Origin of the sequence: Asaia sp. HumB (assembly GCF_030263835.1) — a bacterium.
Taxonomy (GTDB): Bacteria; Pseudomonadota; Alphaproteobacteria; order Acetobacterales; family Acetobacteraceae; genus Asaia; species Asaia bogorensis.
The window spans coordinates 1,980,332-2,004,931 of the sequence record NZ_JARPML010000002.1; the positions used below are offsets into that span (position 1 = coordinate 1,980,332).

Annotated in this window: 23 protein-coding genes and 1 riboswitch; of the genes, 16 read left to right on the forward strand and 7 right to left on the reverse strand. The window is 60.4% G+C overall.

Features of this window, described 5'->3' with window-relative positions:
- Positions 1-110: 110 nt before the first annotated feature.
- Positions 111-2,144 (reverse strand): NAD(+) synthase, encoded by a 2,034-nt coding sequence (locus tag P5689_RS10055; protein ID WP_285533042.1) that lies wholly within the window; start codon positions 2,142-2,144, stop codon positions 111-113.
- Positions 2,145-2,380: 236 nt separating this feature from the next.
- On the opposite strand from P5689_RS10055, the gene P5689_RS10060 reads away from it, so the two are divergent.
- Positions 2,381-2,545, forward strand: a complete 165-nt coding sequence (locus P5689_RS10060) for a DUF1328 domain-containing protein (protein ID WP_343206295.1) — start codon at positions 2,381-2,383, stop codon at positions 2,543-2,545.
- Positions 2,546-2,663: 118 nt separating this feature from the next.
- On the opposite strand, the gene P5689_RS10065 is transcribed toward P5689_RS10060, so the two are convergent.
- Entirely contained in the window at positions 2,664-3,317 is a 654-nt protein-coding gene (locus P5689_RS10065; protein ID WP_285533044.1) for a hypothetical protein, read from the reverse strand.
- A gap of 195 nt (positions 3,318-3,512) precedes the next feature.
- Positions 3,513-4,115, reverse strand: coding sequence for a DUF721 domain-containing protein (locus tag P5689_RS10070; RefSeq protein ID WP_023977794.1), 603 nt, complete (start codon positions 4,113-4,115; stop codon positions 3,513-3,515).
- Positions 4,116-4,124: 9 nt separating this feature from the next.
- Between P5689_RS10070 and P5689_RS10075 the strand changes: the two genes are divergently transcribed.
- On the forward strand, positions 4,125-5,189 hold the full coding sequence (locus tag P5689_RS10075; RefSeq protein ID WP_023977795.1) for an A/G-specific adenine glycosylase: 1,065 nt from the start codon (positions 4,125-4,127) through the stop codon (positions 5,187-5,189).
- Between the two features lie 59 nt (positions 5,190-5,248).
- Entirely contained in the window at positions 5,249-5,851 is a 603-nt protein-coding gene (locus P5689_RS10080; RefSeq protein ID WP_023977796.1) for a hypothetical protein, read from the forward strand.
- A gap of 36 nt (positions 5,852-5,887) precedes the next feature.
- Here the strand turns inward: P5689_RS10080 and P5689_RS10085 are convergent, their stop codons facing one another.
- Positions 5,888-7,339: a deoxyribodipyrimidine photo-lyase gene (locus P5689_RS10085; RefSeq protein ID WP_285533047.1), complete on the reverse strand. Its 1,452-nt coding sequence runs from the start codon at positions 7,337-7,339 to the stop codon at positions 5,888-5,890.
- Between the two features lie 261 nt (positions 7,340-7,600).
- Here P5689_RS10085 and P5689_RS10090 point away from each other — a divergent pair, with 261 nt between their 5' ends.
- From P5689_RS10090 to P5689_RS10125, 8 genes are all read left to right on the forward strand, one after another.
- Positions 7,601-7,795: an entericidin gene (locus P5689_RS10090; protein WP_122049030.1), complete on the forward strand. Its 195-nt coding sequence runs from the start codon at positions 7,601-7,603 to the stop codon at positions 7,793-7,795.
- A gap of 186 nt (positions 7,796-7,981) precedes the next feature.
- Positions 7,982-8,132, forward strand: a riboswitch (FMN riboswitch).
- Between the two features lie 191 nt (positions 8,133-8,323).
- Positions 8,324-9,310: a bifunctional diaminohydroxyphosphoribosylaminopyrimidine deaminase/5-amino-6-(5-phosphoribosylamino)uracil reductase RibD gene (gene ribD, locus P5689_RS10095; RefSeq protein WP_408868573.1), complete on the forward strand. Its 987-nt coding sequence runs from the start codon at positions 8,324-8,326 to the stop codon at positions 9,308-9,310.
- Positions 9,310-9,921, forward strand: a complete 612-nt coding sequence (locus P5689_RS10100; protein ID WP_023977800.1) for a riboflavin synthase — start codon at positions 9,310-9,312, stop codon at positions 9,919-9,921. The genes ribD and P5689_RS10100 overlap by 1 nt, the downstream gene beginning before the upstream one ends.
- The gene (ribB, locus tag P5689_RS10105; RefSeq protein WP_285533051.1) at positions 9,918-11,207 is read left to right on the forward strand and encodes a 3,4-dihydroxy-2-butanone-4-phosphate synthase; all 1,290 of its coding nucleotides are present in this window, start codon (positions 9,918-9,920) and stop codon (positions 11,205-11,207) included. The genes P5689_RS10100 and ribB overlap by 4 nt, the downstream gene beginning before the upstream one ends.
- Before the next feature lie 9 nt (positions 11,208-11,216).
- A complete protein-coding gene (gene ribH / locus P5689_RS10110; RefSeq protein WP_023977802.1) occupies positions 11,217-11,690 on the forward strand; it encodes a 6,7-dimethyl-8-ribityllumazine synthase in 474 nt (157 codons plus the stop codon).
- Positions 11,691-11,805: 115 nt separating this feature from the next.
- Complete coding sequence (locus P5689_RS10115; protein ID WP_285533052.1) at positions 11,806-14,400, forward strand: MMPL family transporter; 2,595 nt, start codon at positions 11,806-11,808, stop codon at positions 14,398-14,400.
- Between the two features lie 161 nt (positions 14,401-14,561).
- Complete coding sequence (locus P5689_RS10120) at positions 14,562-16,022, forward strand: carbohydrate porin (protein WP_285533053.1); 1,461 nt, start codon at positions 14,562-14,564, stop codon at positions 16,020-16,022.
- Positions 16,023-16,154: 132 nt separating this feature from the next.
- A complete protein-coding gene (locus P5689_RS10125; protein ID WP_285533054.1) occupies positions 16,155-16,904 on the forward strand; it encodes an AIM24 family protein in 750 nt (249 codons plus the stop codon).
- A 27-nt stretch (positions 16,905-16,931) separates the two neighbouring features.
- Here the strand turns inward: P5689_RS10125 and P5689_RS10130 are convergent, their stop codons facing one another.
- From P5689_RS10130 to P5689_RS10140, 3 genes are read right to left on the reverse strand one after another with little or no spacing between them, the layout of a single operon-like run.
- A complete protein-coding gene (locus tag P5689_RS10130) occupies positions 16,932-17,672 on the reverse strand; it encodes a hypothetical protein (protein WP_285533055.1) in 741 nt (246 codons plus the stop codon).
- A 44-nt stretch (positions 17,673-17,716) separates the two neighbouring features.
- Positions 17,717-18,541 carry a serine O-acetyltransferase gene (gene cysE, locus P5689_RS10135; protein ID WP_023977808.1) on the reverse strand — a complete coding sequence of 275 codons (825 nt, stop codon included), beginning with the start codon at positions 18,539-18,541 and terminating at the stop codon, positions 17,717-17,719.
- On the reverse strand, positions 18,538-19,761 hold the full coding sequence (locus P5689_RS10140; protein ID WP_285533056.1) for a UbiH/UbiF/VisC/COQ6 family ubiquinone biosynthesis hydroxylase: 1,224 nt from the start codon (positions 19,759-19,761) through the stop codon (positions 18,538-18,540). Before P5689_RS10140 ends, cysE begins: the two co-directional genes overlap by 4 nt.
- A gap of 170 nt (positions 19,762-19,931) precedes the next feature.
- Here P5689_RS10140 and glnK point away from each other — a divergent pair, with 170 nt between their 5' ends.
- The 5 genes from glnK to P5689_RS10165 all read left to right on the forward strand — a co-directional run bounded on the left by glnK (position 19,932) and on the right by P5689_RS10165 (position 24,572).
- Entirely contained in the window at positions 19,932-20,270 is a 339-nt protein-coding gene (glnK, locus tag P5689_RS10145; protein WP_023977809.1) for a P-II family nitrogen regulator, read from the forward strand.
- The gene (locus P5689_RS10150) at positions 20,267-21,607 is read left to right on the forward strand and encodes an ammonium transporter (protein WP_285533058.1); all 1,341 of its coding nucleotides are present in this window, start codon (positions 20,267-20,269) and stop codon (positions 21,605-21,607) included. Before glnK ends, P5689_RS10150 begins: the two co-directional genes overlap by 4 nt.
- 31 nt (positions 21,608-21,638) lie before the next feature.
- Positions 21,639-22,142 (forward strand): hypothetical protein, encoded by a 504-nt coding sequence (locus P5689_RS10155; RefSeq protein WP_285533059.1) that lies wholly within the window; start codon positions 21,639-21,641, stop codon positions 22,140-22,142.
- A gap of 676 nt (positions 22,143-22,818) precedes the next feature.
- Positions 22,819-23,508: a transaldolase family protein gene (locus tag P5689_RS10160; protein WP_285533060.1), complete on the forward strand. Its 690-nt coding sequence runs from the start codon at positions 22,819-22,821 to the stop codon at positions 23,506-23,508.
- Positions 23,509-23,612: 104 nt separating this feature from the next.
- The gene (locus P5689_RS10165; RefSeq protein ID WP_285533061.1) at positions 23,613-24,572 is read left to right on the forward strand and encodes a carbohydrate kinase; all 960 of its coding nucleotides are present in this window, start codon (positions 23,613-23,615) and stop codon (positions 24,570-24,572) included.
- The last annotated feature ends 28 nt before the right edge of the window (positions 24,573-24,600 follow it).

The following is a 24,600-nucleotide window of genomic DNA, read 5'->3' on the forward strand; positions in this document are numbered from 1 at the left end:
AAAAACGCCGATTATCAGGTAAACGAACAACAAATAGTATAATTGAATAACTAAACAGAACCTCACGATTAAATGAGGTGCGGGCCGCGTCAAGGCTGCGGCCCAAGGCTTCAGAATTCGAGAGCCTCCAGTTCCGTAAGCCATGCCGCGGCAGTTCCGTCAGAAGGGGCGCGCCACTCGCCACGTGGCGACAGGCTTCCACCCGACGACAGTTTGGGCCCATTGGGCATAGCCGAGCGTTTGAACTGGCTGAACCCGAAGAACCGTTTGATGAACAGGGTCAGCCAGCGCTGTATCTCAGGAGCGTCGTAAGCCACGCGGCGATCCTGGGGATAATGAGCCGGCCAGACACCGCGGTCCTTGTCTTCCCAAGCCCGTAATGCAAGAAAAAGAATCTTGTTGGGTCTGAAGCCATAGCGAAGCGTATAGTAAAGATTGAAGTCCTGAAGCGGATAAGGTCCAATTTTTTCTTCTGTTTTCTGTACGCCTTTATCGTCCGCGGGCACCAGCTCTGGCGTTATTTCAGCTGAGACAATGCTCTCCAGTACCGGGGCGATGTCAGCACCGAGATTCTGTTGCTGCGCAAGCCAGCGTATCAGATGCTGGATCAGCGTCTTGGGCATGCCTGCATTGACATTGTAATGCGACATCTGGTCGCCAACACCATAGGTGCACCAGCCCAGCGCAAGCTCTGATAGATCACCGGTGCCGATCACGATGCCATTGCACTGATTCGCCAGTCTGAACAGGAAGTCGGTACGCAGACCGGCCTGCACGTTCTCGAACGTGACGTCATGCACGGCCTCGCCCGCTGCAAAAGGATGCTCGATGGTCTCGAGCATCTGCATGGCGGTCGGGCGTATGTCGAGCTCATGGGCCTCGACTCCGAGAGCTTTCATCAATTCATGTGCCAGGGAGAGGCTCACGCTGCCTGTCGCGAATCCCGGCATGGTGTAGGCATGGATGCGATTGCGGTCCCAGCCCATTTCATCGGCCGCTCGTGCGGCCACCAGCAGCGCGAGCGTCGAATCCAGACCGCCTGAAACGCCAATCACGGCGCGTTCAACGCCGCTGGTCTCCAGGCGTTGGGTGAGGGCGCGCACCTGAATGGTCCAGGCTTCATAGCAATCCTGATCGAGCCGTGCTTCGTTTTCAGGCACGAAGGGAAATCGGGGTACGTCGCGATGAAAACCGAGATCATGCTGTGGTGGCGCGAGTGTCACTGCAATACGCCGCCAGCTCCGTTGCTCCTGCGCACGCGCGCAGTCATGAAAACTGCCCATACGCATGCGTTCCTGGCGCAGCAGATCCAGGTCGATATCAGCGAACGTCACCTGAGCGGTTTTTGGAAAACGAGCCGATTCACCAAGAAGGCGACCAGCCTCATAAATCGAGACCTGTCCATCCCATGCGACATCGGTCGTGGATTCACCGGCACCGGCTGCTGCATAGACATAGGCGCAGAGAGCACGCTGCGACTGGGCGCGACACAGCAGGTGACGATCTTCCGACTTGCCGATCGTGATCGTGCTGGCTGACGGGTTGCCGATCACCGTGGCACCGGCCATGGCCATGGCGGTGCTTGGCGGGCTGGGGACCCAGAGATCCTCGCAGATCTCTATGCCGAGGGTGAAATCGGGCAGGTCATCGGCTTCAAACAGGAGGTCAGTGCCAAAAGGCACAGTCTGGTCACCCAGTCTGATGGTCTCCTGGATAATCCCCGCGCCCGAGATGAAATGTCTGGAGTCATAGAATTCGCGGTAACTGGGCAGGTAGGTCTTGGGCACGACACCAAGCACCTTTCCGCGATGCAGAACGACCGCACAGTTGAACAGCCGCCCGCGCTGGACAAGCGGCGCCCCGACTACAAGAAGACTGCTCCAGTCCGTTGAGCGATCGGCAAGCAACTTGAGGGCGCTGACAACGCCATCAAGTAGAGCGTCCTGCTGCCTCAGATCGTCGATCGCATAACCGGAGAAGCACATTTCCGGAAAGACAGCGAGTACGGCCCCCTCTTTCGCACAGTGTGAGGCCAGCGCGACGATCTGTTCCACATTATGTTGTGGATCTGCGAGGCGAACAGGGACTGTGCAGGCCGCAACACGGGCAAAGCCGTGCCGGTAAAGCGATCGGAACGTGCTCATGGGGTCGTCTCCTGTCATCTCGTCAGGCTGGCCGGAGGGCCTGTCATCTCATTGCATCGACATGGTGCCCTGAACCCGGTGTGCCGGGACGGGAGACAGACCAGAAACGTCTTTCCGGATTAAAATACAAGGGCGAGCCTCGAGCCGGATGAACCTGCAAGGCTTTCGTCCGTTCACGACCCATCATGGATCATGACGATTATGTTATGTTCCCAAACGGAGTTACCGTCATGGATCTGCTGCGCTGGACTATCGTCTTTCTGATTCTCGCCCTTCTGGCCGGTGTCCTCGGCTTCGGCGGTATTTCGGCCGACTTCGCGTCGATCGGCAAGATCCTGTTCTTTATCTTCCTTGTGCTGTTCGTCCTCAGCTTCGTCTTTGGTAGAGGCCGCATGCGCTGAATATAAGGGGCACAGCCAGACCGCCTTTTCTCCATCTGGAGAGGGAGGGTACCATTACGAAAAAGGGCGGGGAGATGATCCCCGCCCTTTTTTTTGTCAGGTAGCGCGCTGGAAGAACTCAGTATCCACCGGGATAGGGATCTCCTGGATAAGCGTAGCCTTGCTGCGGGTCGCAATTGGCATAGCCACCACAGGCATAGGTGTAGGGCGCTGCTGCATAGGGTTGAGCGTAGTAGGGTTGCGCGACCGCTGCGCCGATGACGGCACCTGTGGCAAGGCCAAGACCAAGGCCGCCCCAGCCTCCGCCCCAACCCCAGCCGCCCCAGCCCCAGCCGCCGCCCCAGCCCGGCATACCCCAGCCATAGCCCGCCCAGCCCGGGCCGCCCCAGCCCCAGCCAGGGCCACGCCAGCCGCCGCCCCATCCGCCACGACCATACCAGCCTCTGCCGGGACCACCCCAACCGGGTCCGCCCCAGCCCGGCCCACCTCGGCCAGGTCCCCCCCAGCCCGGACGGCCGTAGCCGACACGGCCATAGCCCCCACCTGGACCTCCGTGAAAACCGCCACCGCCCCAGCCGCCGGGGCGCCCACCAAAGCCGCCACCCGGCCCGCCGCCATGAAAGCCCCCTCCGCCAGGGCCCCCACCATGGAAGCCACCACCACCGGGTCCGCCTCCATGAAAACCGCCACCGCCACGCTGGGCCTGAGCGGGGAGGGCTGCAAGCATCGGCGCGATGAGCAGGGCGACCCTGAAGATAGACTGTCTGCGCATGGTCTGGATCTTTCCTTCCGGCGAAAGCGCTGAAGAAACGTCTTCGTTTTCTCACATATCGTCATGCGAGGGGGCGGAAAAAAGTCGAAAGCGTAACAGCAGGATATCGTTTCGTGACAAATCATGCGCGTCGGGGATGATGACGATGCCGTGCGGCCCCAAACAGGGGCATGATGGCGCGATATCCTGTCGATTTCAGCGTCGAGGGCGGCGAAGGATATGCCCGCCCAGGCGCGACAGAACCTCTTGCAATTCCCCCTCCTTCATGCCCGTAATGGCCACGGGTCGCGGCGCCGGTCGTGCCGCAGGCGTGGCGGGTCTTACTATGCCCGGATCCTGCAGGATCCTGATCTTTCTGACGAGCTGGGTGCCGTCATCAAAGCGCAGATCACGCCCCGACCGCAGGGGGCCACAATGGTTGTTGATCCGCTCGATAAGCTGGGGCGCAAGGTGCTGGAGTTCCAGCGCAACCGGACCGGTACAGGCAATCGTAAGCGTGCCCGCACTCACCTTGCGTGGCTCGGTCTGGGCAGCAAGGGCAGGGCCGACGATCTCTGCCCAGTCGAGAATAAGCCGGACAGCCGGAGCAGGCTTGCGGTTGAAGGCGGGGCGTGTGACCTGAGGCAGGATCGCCCCGAGCGCGCGCCCTGTCATGGTGCGCCGTTCGCGATCCACCATGGGCTGAGCGGTCGAGCTGCCTGAGGTCGTGGCTGATTTGCCAGTGACAGCCCGTGTCCGGGCGGGTCGAACGGAGCCCGGCGCACTCAACCCCTTGTCCGTTATGGAATCACGCTTCATATCGCCCCTGTGACTCCTTCTGCCTCTGCACTTCTGGACTGGTATGCGCGCCAAAGACGCGTTCTTCCCTGGCGTGCCCTCGCAGGGCAGACTGCCGATCCCTATGCCGTCTGGCTGAGCGAGATCATGCTGCAGCAAACGACGGTCGTTACGGTTATGCCGTATTTCGAGCGGTTTCTGAAGCATTATCCCACCATTGCAGATCTGGCCCACGCGCCATTGCAGGAGGTGCTCGCTGCCTGGGCAGGGCTTGGCTATTACAGCCGGGCGCGTAACCTGCATGCCTGTGCGCAGCAGGTGGCAGCAAACGGCGCGTTTCCGCGTTCGGTGGAAGGGCTCCAAGCGCTGCCTGGTATCGGGGCTTATACGGCGCGTGCCATTGCTTCCATCGCGTTTGCCGTGCCGGTCGTCCCGGTTGACGGCAATGTCGAGCGTATCACGGCCAGGCTGCACGCGGTCGACGCGCCCATGCCAGGCGCTAGAAAACATCTCGATCGGCTCGCGGCATCGCTCAATCTCGATCCTGCGGCGCAGGAGGTTCCCGGTGATTTCACACAAGCTCTGTTCGATCTCGGGGCAGGGATTTGCACGCCGCGTCGTCCTTCCTGTCTCGTCTGCCCCTGGCGTGAGCCCTGCAAGGCCCATGTCTCGGGCGATCCGGCACGTTTTCCGGTGCGCGCGCCACGCAAGGTCAGGCCTGAACGCTATGGCGTTGTTTTCCGGCTCACGGACCGTCAGGGCGCGGTCTGGTTGCGTCATCGTCCGGCGACGGGATTGCTGGGCGGCATGGCTGAACTACCGGGCACTGCCTGGCAGGATGACCCCATCGCCATCGAGGCAGCGTTGCAGGTTGCACCAGTCACCCTGAGCATGGCTGATGATTTGACATGGAAAGTCGCTGGACAGATCCGGCATGTTTTCACACATTTCGGGCTGAATCTGACGGTCATTGCTGTGCAGATGAATGATTTCGGGCCGCTCCATAATCAGGAGGGTTTTGCCTGCGCACGTAACGCGCTGGGCAAACAGGCCCTGCCGAGCGTCATGCAGAAATGCCTTGCGTTGCCGGTGTGAGACCTGCCCCTAGATCGTGTAAGACAGCGATGACCGATTGACGAAAGGGACGCCTGTCCATGCTCTACGCCTCTGCCCGCTTCTGGCTGCTCGATTTTTTCGGGCAAGTGGTCGATCACGATCCGCTGCGCGACTGTCTGTTTTCGGTTGTGCCTTTGCCGGGACGCTATCCGGGCCTGTTTTTCTTCGCGGATACTGTGGCGCAGGAGCAGTTTACGGTGACCTTGCGCAAGGTTGTCTCACTGCCCATGCCGATTCCCCAGCTTCAGGCGACCCGCCTGCCCAGCGGCCTGGTCACGTTACAGCGTCTTGATGGGTCGGGGCGCTATCTGCGCAGTGAGGAAAATGCCGGGATCGACTTCCATGCGACCGTGGCAAATGACTGGGAGCAGTTTTTCATTCTCAGTGAGCCCATGATGCATGCCTATGCCATTCTCAGTCAGGACAAGGTGAGCACGATCACCACCCCCGATGGCATGAGCCTGCCCCCCATGACCTTCGTGCAGGGACATGCTGGCGTAATCGGCCCCTGTCGCTTCTCCCTCGCGGCCAACCTGCCCGCACTTGAGGATCTTGCAGGGCTTGAGCCGGGTGCATCGACAGAGCTGACGCTCAGGCTGACGGATGGTGAAACACGGACGCTGACCGTCACCCGCCACTAGGCGTGTCACGGCAGGGTGGGCCTGCACGGCCCATTTTCAGCTACCCTTCGTCTTGCGATAGGCGGTCATGGCCCTGTCACGTCCCTCATCGAGAGAGATAATTGGCTCTGGATAGTCACGCCCGAGCCTGATTCCGGCACGCTCGAGAACATCCTTGTCTGCCTGCCATGGTGCAGCAATGGCGTCATCGGGCAATCTGGCCAGTTCTGGCACCCAGCGCCGAATGTAATCACCCTTCGGGTCGAATTTATCGGACTGGCGAAGGGGATTGAAAATCCGGAAAAAGGGTGATGCTTCGATGCCCGTCCCCGCGACCCACTGCCAGTTGACAGCATTGGACGCCGGGTCGGCGTCAATCAATGTGTCCCAGAACCAGGCTTCTCCCTGTCGCCAGTCAATCAGCAGGTGCTTGGCCAGAAACGAGGCGACGATCATGCGCGCCCGATTGTGCATCCAGCCGGTTTCCCAAAGCTGACGCATCCCGGCATCCACGACCGGGATGCCCGTCTTTCCCTTCTGCCAGGCCTGCAGATCTTTGCGGCTCTTGCGCCAGTTCAGGGAATCGAACTGCTTCTTGAGGTTGCGCTGTGGCAATTCCGGATTGTGAAACAGCGTATACCACGAGAAATCGCGCCATCCGAGTTCGGATAGGAAGGTCTCGCGATCGGCTGGCTCGCCCTTGTTCTTGCAGTGATGCCAGATCTGACGGGGTGAGAGCACGCCATGACGCAGATAGGGTGAGAGCCGCGAACTCTCTTCGGCGGCCATGTCGTTTCGGCCTGTATCGTAATGGGCAAGGGGGCCGGAGGCGAAATCGTCCAGAGCCTCATGCGCGGCCTCTTCGCCATGATCCCAGTATTCCCCCATTTTCGAAGCCCAGTCTGGCTTGGTGGGAAGCAGGGCCTTGTCGATATCGCAAGGAGCGAATTTCGTCTTTTTGCCATGCGTGAATGAGAGAGGCAGGAAAGAGAGGCCAGAAGGCGCGGGTATGGGGGAAGGCGGTGCCCCCAGTCCCTTGAATCCTTTCCACCAGGCAGAGAAGATCTTGTAGGGTGTGTCGGTCTTGGTCATGACGGATTCCGGCTGGCGCAGCACGGTACCGTGCAGACGCTTCATGTCACATCCGACCTTTTCAAGAGCCTGAGACACCGCGTCATCCTGCGCGTTGGCTTCTTTCTGATAGCGGCAATGGCAGAAGAGAGCGTCGGCTCCTGTCTCCTTTGCCAGAGCAGGCAGGATTTCGGCGGGATCACCCTCAAGGATCAGGCAATCGCCTCCTTCCTTTTTAAGCGTCTGGCGCAAACTGCCAAGAGCGCCGTGGAGGAACCACAGGCTGGCCCCGCCCTGTGCTCGGGTCGTGCCCGAACGATCGAGCACATACACACAGAGAATCTTGCCACCGCGTTCGCTGGCCGCATCAAGCGCCGGATGATCCTGAAGCCTGAGGTCATCGCGAAACCATACTATCGAGGGAGGCGTGTCGGTCATGAGAAGGCTGCCTGTGTTGCCATTGCGGGGTCCGGTGCCAGGAGCGGGGCTTCGGCGTTCGCACAAAAAGGTGAACAGGATGAGCGCATCACGCCGCATGGGGTTCAACTACGGGGCATTTCTGGCCATTTTCTGCGCGTGGACGGGGCATGAGGGTTGCAGGGCAGGGGCATCACATGACGATGCCAATTTGTAACGAAGCAAACCCATATGCTGGTGACGCGTTGTGAAGGCCGAACCTATAAAAAAGGGAATTGTTCCATGACTACGGCTTCCTTCCTCCGCACCGGTGCTCTCGCTGTCATGCTGGCGCTGCCTGCCTTTGGCCTCACCGCATGCAACACGGTTGACGGTGCCGGGCGCGATGTCAGCTCGATCGGCCATAATGTCAGCAATGGTGCAAACGCTACCCAGGGCGCAATCCACAACTCGGTGCCGCAGGCTGCAACGCACTGAGTGACCTGAACCGCGCCTGGTTCAAGCATGAAGGGCGGGGATTTTCCCGCCCTTTTTTGCGTCTGCTCATCTTGCCGGGATGATGGCGGGGGCCCGTGTCAGGGTGCCAGACTGGCTTTGCCCCTTGCAAAACGCGTTCAAGGGGGCACATAGTGACCGTCCGGTCATGTCGACCGGTGCAGAATTCGACGTTCTCAGGGCGGGGTGAAACTCCCCACCGGCGGTAGGTGCCTCTGGCACGAGCCCGCGAGCGCCTCAGGCTCTTCAGGCCCGGGGGTCAGCAGATCCGGTCAAAATCCGGAGCCGACGGTCATAGTCCGGATGGAAGAGAACAGGACTTGCCTCAGTCGTGGTGCACCCGCCAGGGATGCTCATGGCCGAGATACAGAATGTTCACGCCCGGAGACCGTCCTTGATGGATGGGACCGTATCATCGTGTCGGGAGTTTTCGCCCCCGGTTCTGCCTTCGCACAAAAGGGCCATAGTCTGGTCCAGCGTGAGGCGGTTCGTTCGGGATTTAAGGCCGCGCTGAACGAAGCGGCGCGTTATCTTGGCGCCACCTCTCCCAATCCTGCTGTTGGCTGTTGTCTGCTCGACCATGAGGGCAACATACTCGTCACCGAGGCTCATCACCGTACCGGCACCCGCCATGCCGAGGCGCTTGCCCTGCACCGGGCGCGCGAGACCGGCGTGATCGACCGCGTGGCGACAGCCCTCGTTACCCTTGAGCCCTGCAATCATGTCGGACTCACGCCCCCCTGCAGCGAGGCGCTGCGCGACAGTCCTGTGCAGGATGTCTGGGTGGGCATGCGCGACCCGAACCCGGTAGCCGGGGGCGGCATTGCACGCCTGCAGCAGATGCCTGAGGGGCGGAGTGTCTTTCTGCTCGAGGATTTCCCGGCCTTCGCCGATGTGCATGATGGCTGCGCGGCGCTTCTGGCGCCTTTTGCCACACGTATCATGCGCCAGCGCCCGTGGATCACGGTGAAGCAGGCACGGGACAATACGGGTTCGATGATTCCACCTGCCGGGCGCAAGACTTTTACCAGCCAGGCCTCGCTTGAGATTGCCCATCGCCTACGCCGCGCCAGCGATGCAATCATCACGGGTATTGGCACGATCCTGTCTGACAGCCCACGTTTCGATGTGCGCCATGTTCCCGATCATGAGGACCGGGTGCCGCGACTGGTCGTGGTGTGTGACAGGCAAAATCGCCTTCCCGATTCCTGGCGGGAGAAAATGATCGGTAGCGGTTTTCGCGTGCTTGTCTCGCGTGATCTGGGCGAGATTCCTTCGCTTCTGGCCGATCATGGCGCGAACTGGGCGATGGTCGAAGCCGGGCCCGGGCTACTCGGCGAAATCAGGCGGCTTAGCCTTTGGGATGACTGGCTGGACATCCAGACCACCCCGGACGGTCCTGACCGGCACCGGGTCTATTCCCACGGCCCCACCCCCTTGCGTTTCATACTTGATGAAGGGGCGCGTCCCCTTCCTGTTGACAAGGCTGCTTTCTGATGTTCTCAGGCATTATCGAACATATCGGCCGTATCAAGGCTGTCGAACCCCGCGATCAGGCGATCCTGCTTCAGGTCGAGACGGGACTTTCGGATATGGATCTGGGCGAGAGCATTGCCGTCAATGGTGTCTGTCTGACAGTCGCCTCCTATGACTCTTCAGGGCTGGCAGATTTCTTTGTCAGTGCTGAAACGCTGTCGCGCACGGCTCTGGGCAGACTGGCGGCCGGAGCGCGGGTCAATCTTGAGCGGGCCAGCACACCCTCGACACGTCTTTCGGGACATATCGTTCAGGGGCATGTTGATGGGCTTGCCCATCTGGTGGGGATCCGCTCGGTCGGGGAGTCGCATCACATCACGTTCCGCCTTCCCGCTGCCTTGCGTGGCTATGTGGTCGAGAAAGGATCGATCGCGCTCGATGGCGTCAGCCTGACGGTTAATGAGGTGAGCGACGTGCTGGATGACAGCTTCACCATCGCCCTCATGATCATTCCGCACACATGGGACCATACCGGGCTCTCCGAAATCCGCGAGGGCGATCCGGCCAATGTCGAGGTCGATGTGCTGGCCAAATATGTCGAGAGCCTGCTGAAATACGGGGTACGGTCATGAACACGCTTCGTTCGCCCGCTCTGGCCTATGCCATCACCGCTCTGCGTGAAGGGCGCATGGTGATGATGGTGGATGATGAAGCCCGCGAGAATGAGGGCGATCTGGTGATTGCCGCCCAGTTTGCCACGCCGGATGCCGTCAACTTCATGGCAACCCATGCGCGCGGGCTGATCTGCCTGCCGCTGGAGCCGGAGCAGATCGAGCGTCTTGAATTGCCCATGATGCCCCGGCGCGGTCATGATCCACGTGGAACGGCCTTCACGGTCTCAATCGAGGCCACGACCGGGATCACGACGGGGATTTCGGCGGCCGACCGGGCACGAACCATTCAGGTTGCGGGCCACCCCGATGCAAAGCCCGAGGATATCAGCACCCCCGGCCACATCTTCCCCTTGCGGGCGCATCCCGAAGGTACGGTGGCGCGTGACGGGCATACGGAAGGCGCTGTGGATCTGGCTCGGCTGGCAGGCCTGTTTCCTGCGGCAGTGATCTGCGAGGTCATGAGCGATGACGGCACGATGGCACGCCTGCCGGAACTGCGCGCATTCTCGGCTCGTCACGATATTCCCGTCATCAGCATTGAGGAAATTGCCGCCTGGTGCCGCGTGCATGGCCGCGAGGCGCTGGGAGACGTCATTCTGCCTGCGCCCGTTCCGCCTGCGGTCGAGCGTATTGCCGAGGCAGCGCTCCCCAGCGTCTATGGCGGTCATGACCTGCGTATCCAGGCGTTTCGTGCCCCCGATGGCATCGAGCATGTAGCGCTGATCAAGGGTGACCCCGGCAACGGCACCCCCCTGGTGCGTCTGCATTCCGAATGTGTGACAGGTGATGCGCTGGGTTCACTGCGTTGCGATTGCGGCCCGCAATTGCGCGAAGCGCTTGAGCGTATTGCCGCAGCCCCTTCTGGTGTGCTGGTGTATCTGCGTGGGCATGAGGGCAGGGGGATCGGACTTGGCAACAAGATACGGGCCTATGCCCTGCAGGATGCTGGCAAGGACACGCTTGAAGCCAATCTGGAACTGGGTCTGCCGGGCGATGCGCGTGACTGGGTGACAGGCGCGGCCATTCTGCAGTCGCTTGGTATCGACACGCTCAGGCTGCTCACCAATAATCCCAGCAAGGTCTCGGGACTGGAGGCGGCAGGGCTGAAGGTCATCAGTCAGGAACGCCTCGAAGCCGGGTCCAACCCGTTCAACCGGGCGTATCTTCACGCCAAGCGTACCCGGATGGGGCATCAGCTCAGCGATGTCTGGCCCGAACTCGTTGATTCAGTGATTCAGAAGTAAGGATCTTCCATGAGCAAATCCATCCCCGTCGCTCCCGACCTCACACTCGTTCCCACGCCCAAGCTCGCCCTGCTGGTGAGCCGCTTCAACACGGATGTCACGCATGGCCTGCGTGATGGCGCGCTGGAATGGCTCGCTGAACACAATATCCGCGATGTCGATGTGTTCGATGCACCGGGAGCTTTCGAACTGCCTTTGATGGCGCAGGCTCTGGCCAAGACGGGAACGTATGAGGGGATCATCTGCCTTGGCTGCGTGATCAAGGGTGACACGGCCCATTTCGAGTTCATCAGCCTTGGGGCCACCATCGGCATCATGCAGGCCCAGCTTGCCACTGAAACGCCCATCTCCTTCGGTGTGCTTACCACCTACACGGATGAGCAGGCCCAGGCGCGCTCGCGCAAGGATGTGCACAACAAGGGTCGCGAGGCTTCGGCCGCCTGTGTCGAGACCCTGGCTTTCCTGCGCAACACCCGCAGCTGAGGCGTTTGTTACAACGCTGTGACGGGTGTGGTTTCCCATTCGGGTGACAATGCTCTAAACCTGCCCGGACCATGACGCTTTGGCGTCTTTCCGTGGCAGGGTTCATCACACGTCAATGCTAGCAAATTTCATCGGATCGATCGTCTCGTTCTGCGCAAGGCGCGCCCTTGTTATCGTCGCTCTCTTTGCGGTGCTTACAGCCGGCAGTCTGGTGCTGACGGCGCAACGCCTTGGTGTGACAACCAATACTGATGAAATGTTTGCAGCCAGCTTGCCCTGGAAACAGCGTGGCGCAGAGCTGAGCCAGCTTTTCCCGCAGAATGACGACCTGATGGTGGCCATCATCAAGGCCGACATGCCAGAGCAGGGCCGCGCGACAGCGCGCGAACTGGCCCGTATCCTGCGCGCCGATCACAAGAATTTCCGTACCGTTCGCCTGCCTGACGACTCGCCCTTCCTTGAAAATCACGGGCTGCTTTATCTCGACAAGCCGGTTCTCGGCACGCTGCTCGATTCCATCGTGGCAGCGCAGCCTTTTCTGGGGACGCTTTCGGCCGATCCGTCATCACGCGGTATCTTCACGGCCCTTGGGCTGATGGGTGAGGGGCTGTCAGCAGGTGAGGATATCCCCGAGAGCTTCACGCCAGAGCTTCGCGGCTTTGCCACAGCGCTGAATGATGCCGCCAGCGGCCACCCGAAAGATCTGTCATGGCAGAATCTTCTGGCGGGTCCGCTGGGCGATATGGCGGGCAACTACCAGTATGTCATCACGCAGCCGCATCAGGATTTCGGTTCGCTTCAGCCGGGTGGCGAGGCAAGCGCCGCCATGCGCCGTGCCATCGATTCCCTGCCATTCGTCAGGAGCGGCAACGCAATCGCCATGATCACCGGCCCGGTGCAGCTGAGCGATGAGGAGTTCTCGACCGTTGCCCATGGCATGGGTTTTGGTTTGCTGACCTCGCTCGTTCTGGTGGCATGCTGGCTGGTTCTGGCCGTGCGCTCTGTACGCGTGATCGTGCCGATCCTGATCACGCTCGTGATCGGCCTTCTGCTGACGACAGGCTTTGCCGCTCTCGCCGTGGGTAAGCTCAATCTGATTTCTGTCGCGTTTGCCGTTCTGTTTGTCGGTATCGCTGTCGATTTCGCAATCCAGTTCTCTGTCCGATTTCGGGGGCAGCGTCTGGCATCGGGTGAGGCCATGGCGCCTGCCGAGGCACTGGCCGAGACGGGCCGCGAGACGGGACATCAGATTCTGGTGGCGGCTCTGGCAACGGCGGCGGGTTTCCTTGCCTTCGTTCCGACCAATTTCGTGGGCGTGGCCCAGCTTGGCCTGATTGCCGGTATCGGCATGATCATCGCCTTCCTGTGCACCATGACCCTGCTGCCGGCTCTGTTGCATCTGTTCCGCGCGCGTCTGAGCAGGGGCATGCCCGGGTTTGCAAGCCTTGCACCGGCCGACGGTTTCCTGCGTCGTTTCCGCAAGCCTATCCTGGCATTCTACGCCATTCTGGCCCTGACCGGCATTGCGCTCATTCCGCGCCTCAGCTTTGACGCTGATCCTCTGCACACCAAGAACCCGGACACCGAGGGAATGCGCGCGCTTCATCTGCTGGAGCAGGACCCGCGCGCCTCGCCCTATGATGGCGAGGTGATCGTGCCGAACCTGAAGGTCGCCGCAGAACGGGCCAAGCAGTTCGACGCGCTGTCAAGTGTTTCCTCGGTCATGTGGCTGGGCATGTTCGTGCCGGAAGATCAGACCGAGAAGCTCGCGATGATCAAGGACACGGCGTCGATCCTGCTGCCGACACTGGTGGGTCAGGAAGTACAGCCTGCGCCCGATGCCAATGCCCTTCGCGCCAGCGCAGCCTCGGCAGCGGCTAAGCTGGGCGCCGTGATCGACAAGACCGCGCCCGACTCACCGCTGCGCGACATCCAGAAAGCCCTTGCGACACTCGCCAAAGCGCCGGATGACCGGATCATGGCGGCCAATACGGCGCTTACGCGCTTTCTGCCCGAGCAGCTCGCCCAGCTTGTCGATGTGCTTCAGCCCACGCCTGTGACAATGGAAAGCATCCCGCAGGATATTGCGCGTGACTATGTAGCGCCGGACGGACGCGCCCTGCTGAAGGTTCTGCCGAAAGGGCGGATGTCCGACAGCAAGGTGCTTTATCGCTTCCTGCGCGACATGCAGTCGGTGGACAAGAATACGGCAGGCACTGCGCTTGAGGTGGTCGAGAGCGCCCATACGATGGTTCATGCTTTCTCGACGGCGGCGATTTCGGCTCTGGTCATGATCGCCATCATCCTGTTTGTGGCTCTGCGCCGCCTGCTGGATATGGCGCTCGTTCTGGCACCCCTGCTGCTTTCTGCGCTGATCACGGTCATTCTGATCGTGACGGTGCCCGAGACACTGAATTTCGCCAATATCATCGCGCTGCCCCTGCTGCTTGGCGTGGGGGTGTCGTTCAACATCTATTTCGTGATGAACTGGCGTGCGGGCATCAAGAGCCCGCTGACATCGCCTACGGCCCGCGCAGTCCTGTTTTCGGCCCTGACAACAGGAACGGCATTCGGGTCGCTTGCCGCCTCGCAGCATCCGGGTACGGCCAGTATGGGTCGGTTACTGCTCATGTCGCTGGCCTGCACATTGCTTGCCACGCTGACCTTCATTCCCGCCCTGCTGCCCAAGCGCAGCATCGACAAGGAATAGCCGGTTCATCCGGCAAGACGGGGGCGCCTGCCAGAGCCGGGGCATTGTGACCCCTGTGTGCTGCTTTCCCCCGGTTCCGGCTTTGTGGAAAAAAATCGGACTGGTCAGGCACAGATTGGCGATGCTAGGACCGAGGCCTAACGTTTCCGTGAGCAGTTTCTTTGGTTCTGAGTCACTTCTTTCGCTGGAGCCTGGCCGCCGCCTGTCTTGCAGGTATGTCAGCCCCGATGCCGGGCTGGGCCGCCGATGATGACGATGAGGAAACCGGCTCGGAACCCAGCTATCAGATCAATGATCCGTTTCCTGACCGGCCCTTGCAGCCCACCAGCGTGCCGGCATTCGGTCAGCCCAAGGCCGTATTCTATAATCCCTTTGGCGTGACGGACTGGTTGCGTCGTCACGGGATCGGGCTGCTGCTCGACAATATCAACGAATATGCGGCCGCCGTCACCACACCCACACGACATGTCGGCGATTACCGTCAGGGCTCGAGCAATGCCGGGCAATATGCCCTCTCGCTGAATGTGGACTGGGAGCGCATCGCGCATATCAGGGGCTTTGCCACGCATATGGTCGTGACGGGGCGCTATGGCACGCCTGCCAACCGCATGTTCGGCGACTGGCTGAACCACTCCTCAGAAATCTATGGCGGGGGCGGTAATGTGGTGGTGCATCTCGTCATGGCCTATGGCGAAGAGACACTGTATGGCGGCAAGCTCTCGATTGCGGCGGGGCGCATGGCCGAACTCTCCGACTTCGTGGCCAGCCCGCTTTTCTGCACTTTCCAGATCAACGCCATTTGCGGTCGCCCCCGTGCGGCAGCCGATACCGGATATGCCTCGACCTTTCCGGCGGGGAACTGGGGTTTGCGTGTGCGCGGTCGCCCCTTGCCGCAATCCTACATCCAGCTTGGCCTGTATCTGACCGAAGAGGGCATGTTCGCCTATTCGATGAACCGCAGCGGCTTCAAGTTCAATAGTGCCTATATCAATGGTGTGCGTATGCCGCTCGAACTGGGCTGGGAGCCAAGGGCGCGTGGCCATTTACCCGGCCATTACAAGATTGGTGCGGCCCTCACGACCACCCCGCTTTCCGATATCCACGAGGACCAGTATGGCCAGCCCTACGCCGTGACAGGGCTGAATCAGCGCCAGCACCGTGCCAGCTATAATGCCTGGGTGCTGATGGATCAGAAAATAACGACCTATCGCAAGGACAAGGCGGGGCAGGATACGGATTCCGGCCTGACGGCGCTCTGGGGCTTTCTCTATAATGACGGGCGCGTGGCGCTGCGTCACTGGCAGGTTTATGGCGGTCTTATCAGCCGTGGGACTTTCGCCTCCCGCCCTGAGGACACCATCGCCCTGGCCTTCAGCTACACGGCAATGTCGCCCGGCGTGCAGCGCACCGAAGAATTGCTGCGCGCGAGGGGGGAGGTACTGCCCTACCGTGCCACCGGTATCCAGCGTCATGCCGTCGTCATGGAGGCCAATTACGGCTGGCATGCCTGGCGCGGTATTCTCATGCAGCCGATGGTTGAGCTGTTCGTGCGACCCAACGGGCAGGGAAACCTCAAAGACGCCGTCCTGCTTGGCTTCAAGTCCCATGTGGAGTTCCTCTGAACAGCTGGAACCGGCCTGATGGTCATGATCGGTTGAGAACGCATCTTTCATGGTCGCCTGCATTTTTGCCGATGCATCGACTGGCTCCGCCGTGCCATGCTCTGTGACGTTATGTTTCACGGAGAATGATTCATGGATGCCCAGATTGATGGTTCGTTGTTCCCCGTACTTCGCATCGCCCTCCAGCCCGGCGAGACGCTCATGGCCGAAACGGGCGAGCTCTCCTGGAAAAGCCCCCATGTCTCGCTGGAAACCAGCACGTCAGGGGCCGGGCAAAGCGGATTCATGGGCACCCTCTCGCGCATGATTGCGGGAGGCGGGCTGTTCATGATCCGCTATCGCGCTGAAGGGGCTCCCGGCATCGTTGCTTTCGCTGCCAAGATACCAGGGCATATCACCGAGCATACGCTCGATGGATCGCGGGCCTATCTTGTGCATCGTCATGGCTTCATCGCCGGTACCGAAGGGGTCCGCCTCGACATGGCTTTCCAGCGCAAGCTCGGCGCGGGCCTGTTTGGCGGGGAGGGATTCATCCTCCAGCGCATCTCGGGTTACGGTCAGTTCTGGGCGGAGCTGGGCGGCGAGATCGTGGCCCATGATCTTGCACCCGGAGAACAGATCGATGTGCATCCCGGTCATGTCGGCATGTTCGAGGAGAGTGTGCAGTTCGATATTACGACACTGCCCGGCATACGCAACAAGCTGTTCGTGGGCGATGGCGTGTTTCTGGCCCGTTTGACCGGGCCGGGGCGCATCTGGCTGCAGACACTCACCTTGTCCAATCTCGCCGGAGCGCTCAGCCCCTATCTCGGGATGACGGAAGCGACAGGCGCAGCCGAAGGCACTCTGCTCGGCTCCCTGGTGCGTAAGGCGTTCGACTGATCCATACGCCGCGCGATACGCCCTGTCTCAGGGCAGTCGTGCCTCGCGCAATCTAGCGAGGAGCTTTTTCTCGGCCGGAGGATGCGCGTAGAGCGTTTCAAGAGGAACAGCGTCATGGCCGAGCATCCAGGCGACTTCCAGATGATGGAGCCGATAGAGTCCGCTCCGGCGCACATCCATGGAGGGATCATGCGTCTGGAATCGCGCGAGATTGTCCCGCATATCGAAGTCACCGCCCTTGCCGACGAGATCGGCATAGCCTTCGTTGAGCCATGCGGGGCGGGTCAGGGCAAAGAAGCGTCTGAAGCTGCGGCCCTGCATCACATGCGTCGCCTCATGGGCAATGTAATAGGCGAGCGGGCGTTCCTTCGCATCTGCCATCGGTCCGGCATGGGGAGGAATGATCCTGTCATGAGGGATATCCGACTCACGAAGGTAGATATTGGATGTGAGCGGCGCGATCACGATGCCCCCGACGTCTGGGTGAAACAGCCCATAGAGCTGTAACCGCCAGCGCGCGTTGCAGAAAAAGACGTGGAAGTGCTGCTGTGGCGTGTAGAGGCTCGATGTCTGCAAGCGCCGCGTCGCGTCATCCAGAATGATAGTGATATGGCTGTCGATAGGGCGATCCGACCAGAGATCGAACTGCCGATACTGCATCCGATAGGCAAAAGCCGGTTCAGGATAAGCCAGGACAGCTAGATAGGTGGCGACCAGCCCAACCAGAGCGAGCGCCCCACGGCGCAGCCAAAGCAACAGCGTCCTCACGCGCGGGGGCGCTGTTGCCGGAGGCACTCCTGAAGGCCTTGATGTCAGATCACATAATCCACGGGAGGCAGACGCTGATCCATGCCCAGAGCTGGCATGGAGGTATGGCGCGTGCCGATGCGACGTGCGGGATTGCCCACAACCGTTGTGTAAGGTGGTACGCTCTCGAGCACGACAGAGCCCGCGCCCACCTTGGCGCCTTCGCCAAGCTCGATATTACCCAGCACGATGGCTCCGGCTCCCACAAGAACGCCCCGCCGGACCTTGGGGTGACGATCGCCGGTTTCCTTGCCCGTCCCGCCGAGAGTAACGCCCTGGAGAAGCGAAACATCGTCTTCAATAATGCAGGTTTCACCCACCACGATGCCTGCGCCATGATCAAAGACCAGACGCCGTCCAAGACGGGCGGCGGGGTGAATGTCGAGACCGAAGCGTTCACTCACAAGGCTTTGCAGATGGCGGGCAAGATGCTGGCGGTCATGGCACCAGAGCCAGTGGGCGATACGATAGGCCTGGATGGCGTGATAGCCCTTAAAGAACAGGAAGGGGGTCACGTAATCCGGGCAAGCGGCATCGCGCTCGCAGATCGCGATCATATCTTCGGCGGCGGCTTCAGCAATTTCAGGTTTTTCAGCCAGTGCCGATGTGACGAGCGCAGAGAGCACCGGAGCCGAAAGCGCGCGGTCAGCCAGTTTTGTGCCGAGCAGCGCCGCAAGAGCCCCCTGGAAATTGCGGTGATCGCTGATGCCTGTCGCAAATACACCCTGAATCAGCACATCGCAGCAGACATCGCTCTGCTTGAGCATTTCCTGCCATACGACGCCCAGATCGGGCGCTCTGGGCGATGTCTGATCGGGTGATGTGCTCATAATCCCATGGCCTTCTTCACGAATGTGCGGCGCAGGCCTGGCAGGCGGCTCATCACGCCCAGCCCAAGATCACGCCCGAAGCGCAGGAGAGGATTGTCATTGCCGAACAGGCGTTCAAGCCCGTCACAAGCCGCCATGATCGCCATGTTATGAGGGCGTACCTGACGCTGGTAGCGAGCAAGCAGATCGGCGCCGCCGAGATCGCCCCCGCTGGCAAACCGCGTTTCCAGGAGGGCGGAAAGGGCGATGATGTCCTTGAACCCGACATTCAGGCCTTGTCCGGCAATCGGGTGAAGCCCATGGGCAGAGTCGCCCGCGAGCGCAAGCCGCGGTGCCGTGTAACGCTGGGCATATTGTGCCGAAAGCGGATAGATCCAGCGTCGGCCGACCGGAACGGCCTTGCCTACATCATCGCCAAGACGCTGCATGATGGCATTGGCAAAGGCCGCTTCGTCGAGCGCATAGAACCGCTCGGCGCGTCGTGTCGCCTCTGCCCAGACGATCGCCGAACGATAGGGATGCTCGGCCGTGGGCGGCAGGGGGAGGCGTGCAAACGGCCCCTGAGGGAGAAAATGTTCGAGCGCCCTGTCGTCATGTGGGCGCTCATGATGAATGATGCTGATCAGTCCGCACTGGTTATAGGGCAGGCGCGTGACCATGATGCCCGCCTGCTGGCGTAACGGACTCTGCCGCCCCTCTGCGGCGATGACGAGCGGCGCCCGATAAACCGGTCCGGATTTGAGCGTGATCTCGACATGATCGGCGCCAAGGTCGAAGCGCCCCGTGTCAGGTGCGGCGATGTCGAGAGCGCCTTCATGCGTTGTCAGGGCATGGTTGAGGGCTGCACGCAGGTCGCGTGCCTCGATCATCCATCCGAATGGCGTGGCTTCACCATTTTCGATCGGTGCATCCTCCGGGCCAAAGCGCAGGCCATGGGGGGAGGCTGGCTCGCCGGGGCGGCCATCACTGACGGTGATGCTGCGTATGGGCTGCGCGGGGGAGGGGAGGTGCTGCCAGATACCGGCCGCCACCAGCATGCGGCGTGAGCCTTCGGTAATGGCATAGGCGCGCCCGTCGAGCGAGGGATGTTCCATGCCCGGCAGGGGAGACCGGTCGATGAGCAGAACCCGAAGCCCCGAGGCCGCAAGGCGACAGGCCAGAGTGGCCCCGACGGGACCAGCGCCGTTTATGCAGATATCGACCTGTCGCATGGGGTTCATTTCTCCGCAGCATTGTTGACCGTGGCTTTTTTAATGCAGTCGCAGGAAATGGGAAATGGATCGTCATAGACCCTTGCCAATCTCGTTATGAAACTGGCACGATTTATGTTCATGAGAACTGGCGGAGCTGTTTCTATAAACAGAAGCCGTTTGCGGTGCGGAGGAATGTAATGAAGCTCATTACGGCGATTATCAAGCCGTTCAAGCTGGACGACGTCCGTGAAGCGTTGACCCCTTTAGGGGTACAGGGCCTAACGGTTACCGAGATCAAGGGTTTCGGCCGTCAGAAAGGTCAGACGGAGATTTACAGAGGCGCTGAATATCAGGTCAGCTTCTTGCCGAAGGTCAAGATCGAGATCGCTGTCAGTGATGACATCGTCGATGAAGTCGTCGATGCGATTCTCAACGCCGCCCGCACCGGCAAGATCGGCGATGGCAAGATCTTCGTCTCGCCTCTCGACAGCGTCATCCGCATCCGAACCGGCGAAACGGGAGAAACTGCCATATGAGCCGCGTTTTCAAGGCCCTTGCTCCTCTCGCTCTTTGCGCGCTTCCCCTGCCTGCCTTCGCAGCGCCTGCCGCGATTGACACGGGTGACACGGCCTGGATGCTGGTCAGCACCGCTCTTGTGCTGCTGATGACCATTCCGGGTGTCGGCCTGTTTTACGCCGGCATGGTCCGCAAGAAGAATGTTCTTGCGACCCTTATCCAGTCCTTTGCCATCTGCTGTATTGCCAGCATCGTATGGCTGGTGATCGGCTACAGCCTTGCCTTCGGCACGGGCACGCCCTGGATTGGCGATATGTCGCGCTTCATGCTGAACGGCGTGGCCGACCATATCAGCAAGGGGGGCGATCAGGCGTTCACCATGGGGGCCAATTCGGCCAACCCTGTAGCGATGACGATTCCCGAGAGCGTCTGGGTAATGTTCCAGATGACCTTTGCGATCATCACGCCTGCCCTGATTGCAGGCAGCTTTGCCGAACGCATGAAATTCTCGGCCCTGTGCGTGTTTACCGTGCTGTGGTCCCTGCTGGTCTATGCGCCGATTGCCCATTGGGTCTGGAGCCCGCTTGGCTGGGTGGCAGGTATTGGCGCGGTCGATTTTGCTGGTGGTACCGTCGTTCATATCAACTCGGGTGTCGCGGGTCTTGTCGCTGCCCTCGTGATCGGCAAGCGCCGTGGCATGGGTCATGACGACTTCTCGCCCTTTAACCTGACCTACGCCATCATCGGTGCCTCACTTCTGTGGGTGGGCTGGTTCGGCTTCAATGCCGGTTCTGCCGGTGGTGCCAATGGTCGTGCAGGCATGGCCATGCTGACCACACAGATCGCGACCGCAGGTGGTGCCATGGCCTGGATGGCTGCCGAGTGGATCCACTCCCGCAAGCCGACGGCTCTTGGCATCATCTCCGGCGCTGTGGCGGGTCTTGTGGCCATTACGCCTGCGGCAGGCTTCGTGTTGGCAGGTCCGGCGCTGATCATCGGCCTGGTGGCTGGCGTGGTGTGCTTCTGGGCCTCGGCCATTCTCAAGCCGCGCCTTGGTTATGACGACAGCCTTGATGCCTTTGGTGTGCATGGTACGGGCGGTATCGTAGGCGCGTTGCTGACCGGCGTGTTTGCCTATGGGCCGCTATCGGCAACGGATGCCAATCCGACAGGTGTCGTTGGTTCCTTCGCGCAATTCGTCCGTCAGGCCGAAGCTGTGGGTGTGACCATCGTCTGGTGCGTGATCTTCACCTTCATCATCCTGAAGGTTATCGATCTCACAATCGGGCTACGTGTCACGCGTGACGAGGAACTCGAAGGTCTGGACATGGTTCTGCATGGTGAGCGGATTAACTGATCCGCACTCTTTACCCAACGGGAATTTGCCAATGGCGCTGAAACTCTCTCATGGCCACGTTCTGCTGGCCGGTCTCATGCTCGGTGGAGCGGCCTTTGCCAGCTCCCCCGCCCTGGCGCTGACGGCGAAGGAATGTCATGCGAAGTTTCAGGCTGCCGAGAAAGCTGGCACCCTGAATGGCCAGAAATACAAGGATTTCAAGGCTGCCCAGTGTGGCGATGTCTCGACCAGCACCGCGCAGACATCCATGGCTCCGGCCGAAAAGGAAGCAGCGGCAGACAAGCCTGTAACCACCGAGGCACCCGCCTCACCGGGTGCAGGAATCGCTTCGAAGCCTTCCACGACAGCGTCTGGCAACGTGGTATTTCCGACCTCTGTCTCCGCTGCCTATGCCAAGCTCCCGGCGGGCAAGGCACGCATGAAGACCTGCCTCGACCAGTATCATGCGAACCAGCAATCCGGCGGCAACGGTTCTCTGAAATGGATCCAGAAGGGCGGCGGGTATTACTCCCAATGCAACGCCAAGCTGAAATAAGCAAAAAGGCCCGGAAACGGGCCTTTTTTATTGGGGCACATACAAAACAAGAGAAGGGCGGTCATAGATGCCTCCTGTGAGATCTGGCTGGCATTCACGCAAGGTCTGTCCGGATTTGAGATTCTACGTTTCGCTCCATCATCGGGCGTAACACGTCACAATAGCGAGTTTTCTCAATCGGATGCAGAGTGGAACGCGGCGTGTTGCCGAGCTTATCGTATTGCATAATAACTCCCAAAATCTGACGATCAGGAAGTGCACCCGTATCTGGAGATATGGCCGGACTTCCTGTTCAGGTCTAGCGTTTGGTCCCGTTCATCTGTGGCATCTCGTCGCGTCGCAATAGTGCTGTTCCACACTATGCTTATCGTTATTTAAGTAGTCGCCCATTATTGTCGGCTATTGTAGTTTTTTCGCTCCTCAGTTCGCCGCCAGACACGCCGCGCAAGATGCTTCCTCAACGATAGACGGTCGGGCTTTTTGCCTGTCTGGGACGACGATTGCGTGAGTCACATAGGGTGCGAATGTGAACGTGCGAAATTTCGGACGGTCTCGTCTGCCAGTGACGTATAAGTGTGGGCCAAACACGCAATTATGCGCTGACAGACCCATAGTTTCCCTTTCAAGCTTCATGACACAACTTCGGATTCCTGATTTTTACTTCGAGGAATTTGTCATGACGCTGAGAGCCACCCCCGAAAATCAGCCCGGGGTCAGATTTTTTCTGGATACTGCAGATCGCGATGCCCTGCGACGCTGGTTGCCTACAGGGCTGTTTCATGGCGTCACAACCAACCCGACCATTCTTGATGGGGCGGGCCTGCCCTGCACCCTCGCGACCATTGCACCGCTGGTGAGCGATATCCTCAGCTATCCGGTCAGCGAGGTGCAGGCCCAATGCTGGGGGGTGGAAACAGAGAGGCTGATTGAGACCGGATTGGCGCTGGCGGCGCTCGATCCGCGTATGGTCGTCAAGGTCCCGATTACCGAGAACGGCATACGTGCTGTTTCGGCGTTGCATGCCTATGGTGTGCGGACGACCCTGACTGCTGTTTATGCGGCGCATCAGGCCCTTACGGCTGCTGCTGCGGGTTCGGATTACGTGGCTCCCTATTTTGGCCGGATTGGTGATCATGGGGGCGATGCCCTCGCAATCGTCACGGCCATGCAGCGCATCCTGCACGCTTGCGGGCGTCCAACACGTCTGCTCGTCGCAAGCTTGCGAAAAGCTGATGACCTCGCGGCTCTTGCGGCCTCGGGGTGCGACACCTTCACCTTCAGCCCGGCTGTCGCCGAGCAATTATTCAGCGATCCGCTGACGACAGACGCAGCGGCGGCTTTCGAGAAAACAGCTGCAGGTCAGTGACCGTGCTCTCCAGTGGACCGTGCCCGCCTGCTGCTGCGAGCATACGGGGCGTAGTCAGTATCAGTTCTCTGATGGCGGGCTGATGTCTCGCTGAAAGTCTGGTCATGAGTGGTTCAGTCTTGTGTCTTGGTGAAGCCCTTATCGACTTTATTCCGGTCGATTTGCCAGACGGGCCACCCGGAAAAGGGGGGGCTTATCGGCCCTGTCCGGGCGGCTCCTCCTACAACGTAGCGCGTGCGTTGGGGCGTCTGGGCATCAAGACCTGGTTTGGTAGAGCCGTCTCGACAGATCTGTTTGGCGATCAGCTTGTCGCTGCACTTGAGCAGAGCCGGGTCAGGCTGGACTTTCTGCAGAGGCTTGATGCGCCCTCCACCCTCGGCTTTGTCAATCTCGATCAGGCTGAACCGACCTACGCGTTTTTCGATGAGGGAGCAGCCGATCGCCTGTGTGAGACCATGCCGGACAGTGAGGATCTCTCATGCGTGGGGACCCTTCATTTCGGGTCGATCGCCCTGATAAGAGAGCCCGCGGCGAGCGCCTATGAGGCGCTTTTCATGCGGGAGGCCGGCGGGGCGAGGCTCATCAGTTTTGACCCGAACATCCGCGCGTCGCTGGTCCGTGATGAACAGGGTTATCGCACACGTATGCAGCGCCTCCTGCATCATGCCGATATTATCAAGATCAGCGGGGCTGATCTGGACTGGCTCTATCCGGGTATCGCTCATGAGCATGCAGCGCGCGATTGGCTTGGCCACCGGGCACGTCTCGTGGTGATCACGCATGGCAAGGAGGGTGTCAGCGGCTGGACGCCCACAGCGCAGGCTTATGCCAGCGCCATACCCACCAATGTGGTGGACACGGTGGGTGCGGGCGACAGCTTCATGGCGGGGTTGCTTGCGGGTCTATCCGATACAGGGTTTCTTGCGCCGGAAGCTTTGGAAGCGCTTGATGAGACAGCCCTGCATACGGCCCTTGCCTATGGGCAGACCATTGCCAGTGCGACTTGTGCGCGTCGCGGTGCCGACTCACCGTGGCGAGAGTCGCCTCGAGAACGACCGTCATAATCAGCCTGCAGTGCTGATTTCAAATCAC

Coding starts and splice junctions, on each gene's coding strand:
- P5689_RS10055 (WP_285533042.1), bottom strand. CDS start 2,144: ATGAGCACGTTCCGATCGCTTTACCGGCACGGCTTTGCCCGTGTTGCG.
- P5689_RS10065 (WP_285533044.1), bottom strand. CDS start 3,317: ATGCGCAGACAGTCTATCTTCAGGGTCGCCCTGCTCATCGCGCCGATG.
- P5689_RS10070 (WP_023977794.1), bottom strand. CDS start 4,115: ATGAAGCGTGATTCCATAACGGACAAGGGGTTGAGTGCGCCGGGCTCC.
- P5689_RS10080 (WP_023977796.1), top strand. CDS start 5,249: ATGCTCTACGCCTCTGCCCGCTTCTGGCTGCTCGATTTTTTCGGGCAA.
- P5689_RS10085 (WP_285533047.1), bottom strand. CDS start 7,339: ATGACCGACACGCCTCCCTCGATAGTATGGTTTCGCGATGACCTCAGG.
- P5689_RS10090 (WP_122049030.1), top strand. CDS start 7,601: ATGACTACGGCTTCCTTCCTCCGCACCGGTGCTCTCGCTGTCATGCTG.
- P5689_RS10100 (WP_023977800.1), top strand. CDS start 9,310: ATGTTCTCAGGCATTATCGAACATATCGGCCGTATCAAGGCTGTCGAA.
- ribB (WP_285533051.1), top strand. CDS start 9,918: ATGAACACGCTTCGTTCGCCCGCTCTGGCCTATGCCATCACCGCTCTG.
- ribH (WP_023977802.1), top strand. CDS start 11,217: ATGAGCAAATCCATCCCCGTCGCTCCCGACCTCACACTCGTTCCCACG.
- P5689_RS10115 (WP_285533052.1), top strand. CDS start 11,806: ATGCTAGCAAATTTCATCGGATCGATCGTCTCGTTCTGCGCAAGGCGC.
- P5689_RS10125 (WP_285533054.1), top strand. CDS start 16,155: ATGGATGCCCAGATTGATGGTTCGTTGTTCCCCGTACTTCGCATCGCC.
- cysE (WP_023977808.1), bottom strand. CDS start 18,541: ATGAGCACATCACCCGATCAGACATCGCCCAGAGCGCCCGATCTGGGC.
- P5689_RS10140 (WP_285533056.1), bottom strand. CDS start 19,761: ATGAACCCCATGCGACAGGTCGATATCTGCATAAACGGCGCTGGTCCC.
- glnK (WP_023977809.1), top strand. CDS start 19,932: ATGAAGCTCATTACGGCGATTATCAAGCCGTTCAAGCTGGACGACGTC.
- P5689_RS10150 (WP_285533058.1), top strand. CDS start 20,267: ATGAGCCGCGTTTTCAAGGCCCTTGCTCCTCTCGCTCTTTGCGCGCTT.
- P5689_RS10155 (WP_285533059.1), top strand. CDS start 21,639: ATGGCGCTGAAACTCTCTCATGGCCACGTTCTGCTGGCCGGTCTCATG.
- P5689_RS10160 (WP_285533060.1), top strand. CDS start 22,819: ATGACGCTGAGAGCCACCCCCGAAAATCAGCCCGGGGTCAGATTTTTT.
- P5689_RS10165 (WP_285533061.1), top strand. CDS start 23,613: ATGAGTGGTTCAGTCTTGTGTCTTGGTGAAGCCCTTATCGACTTTATT.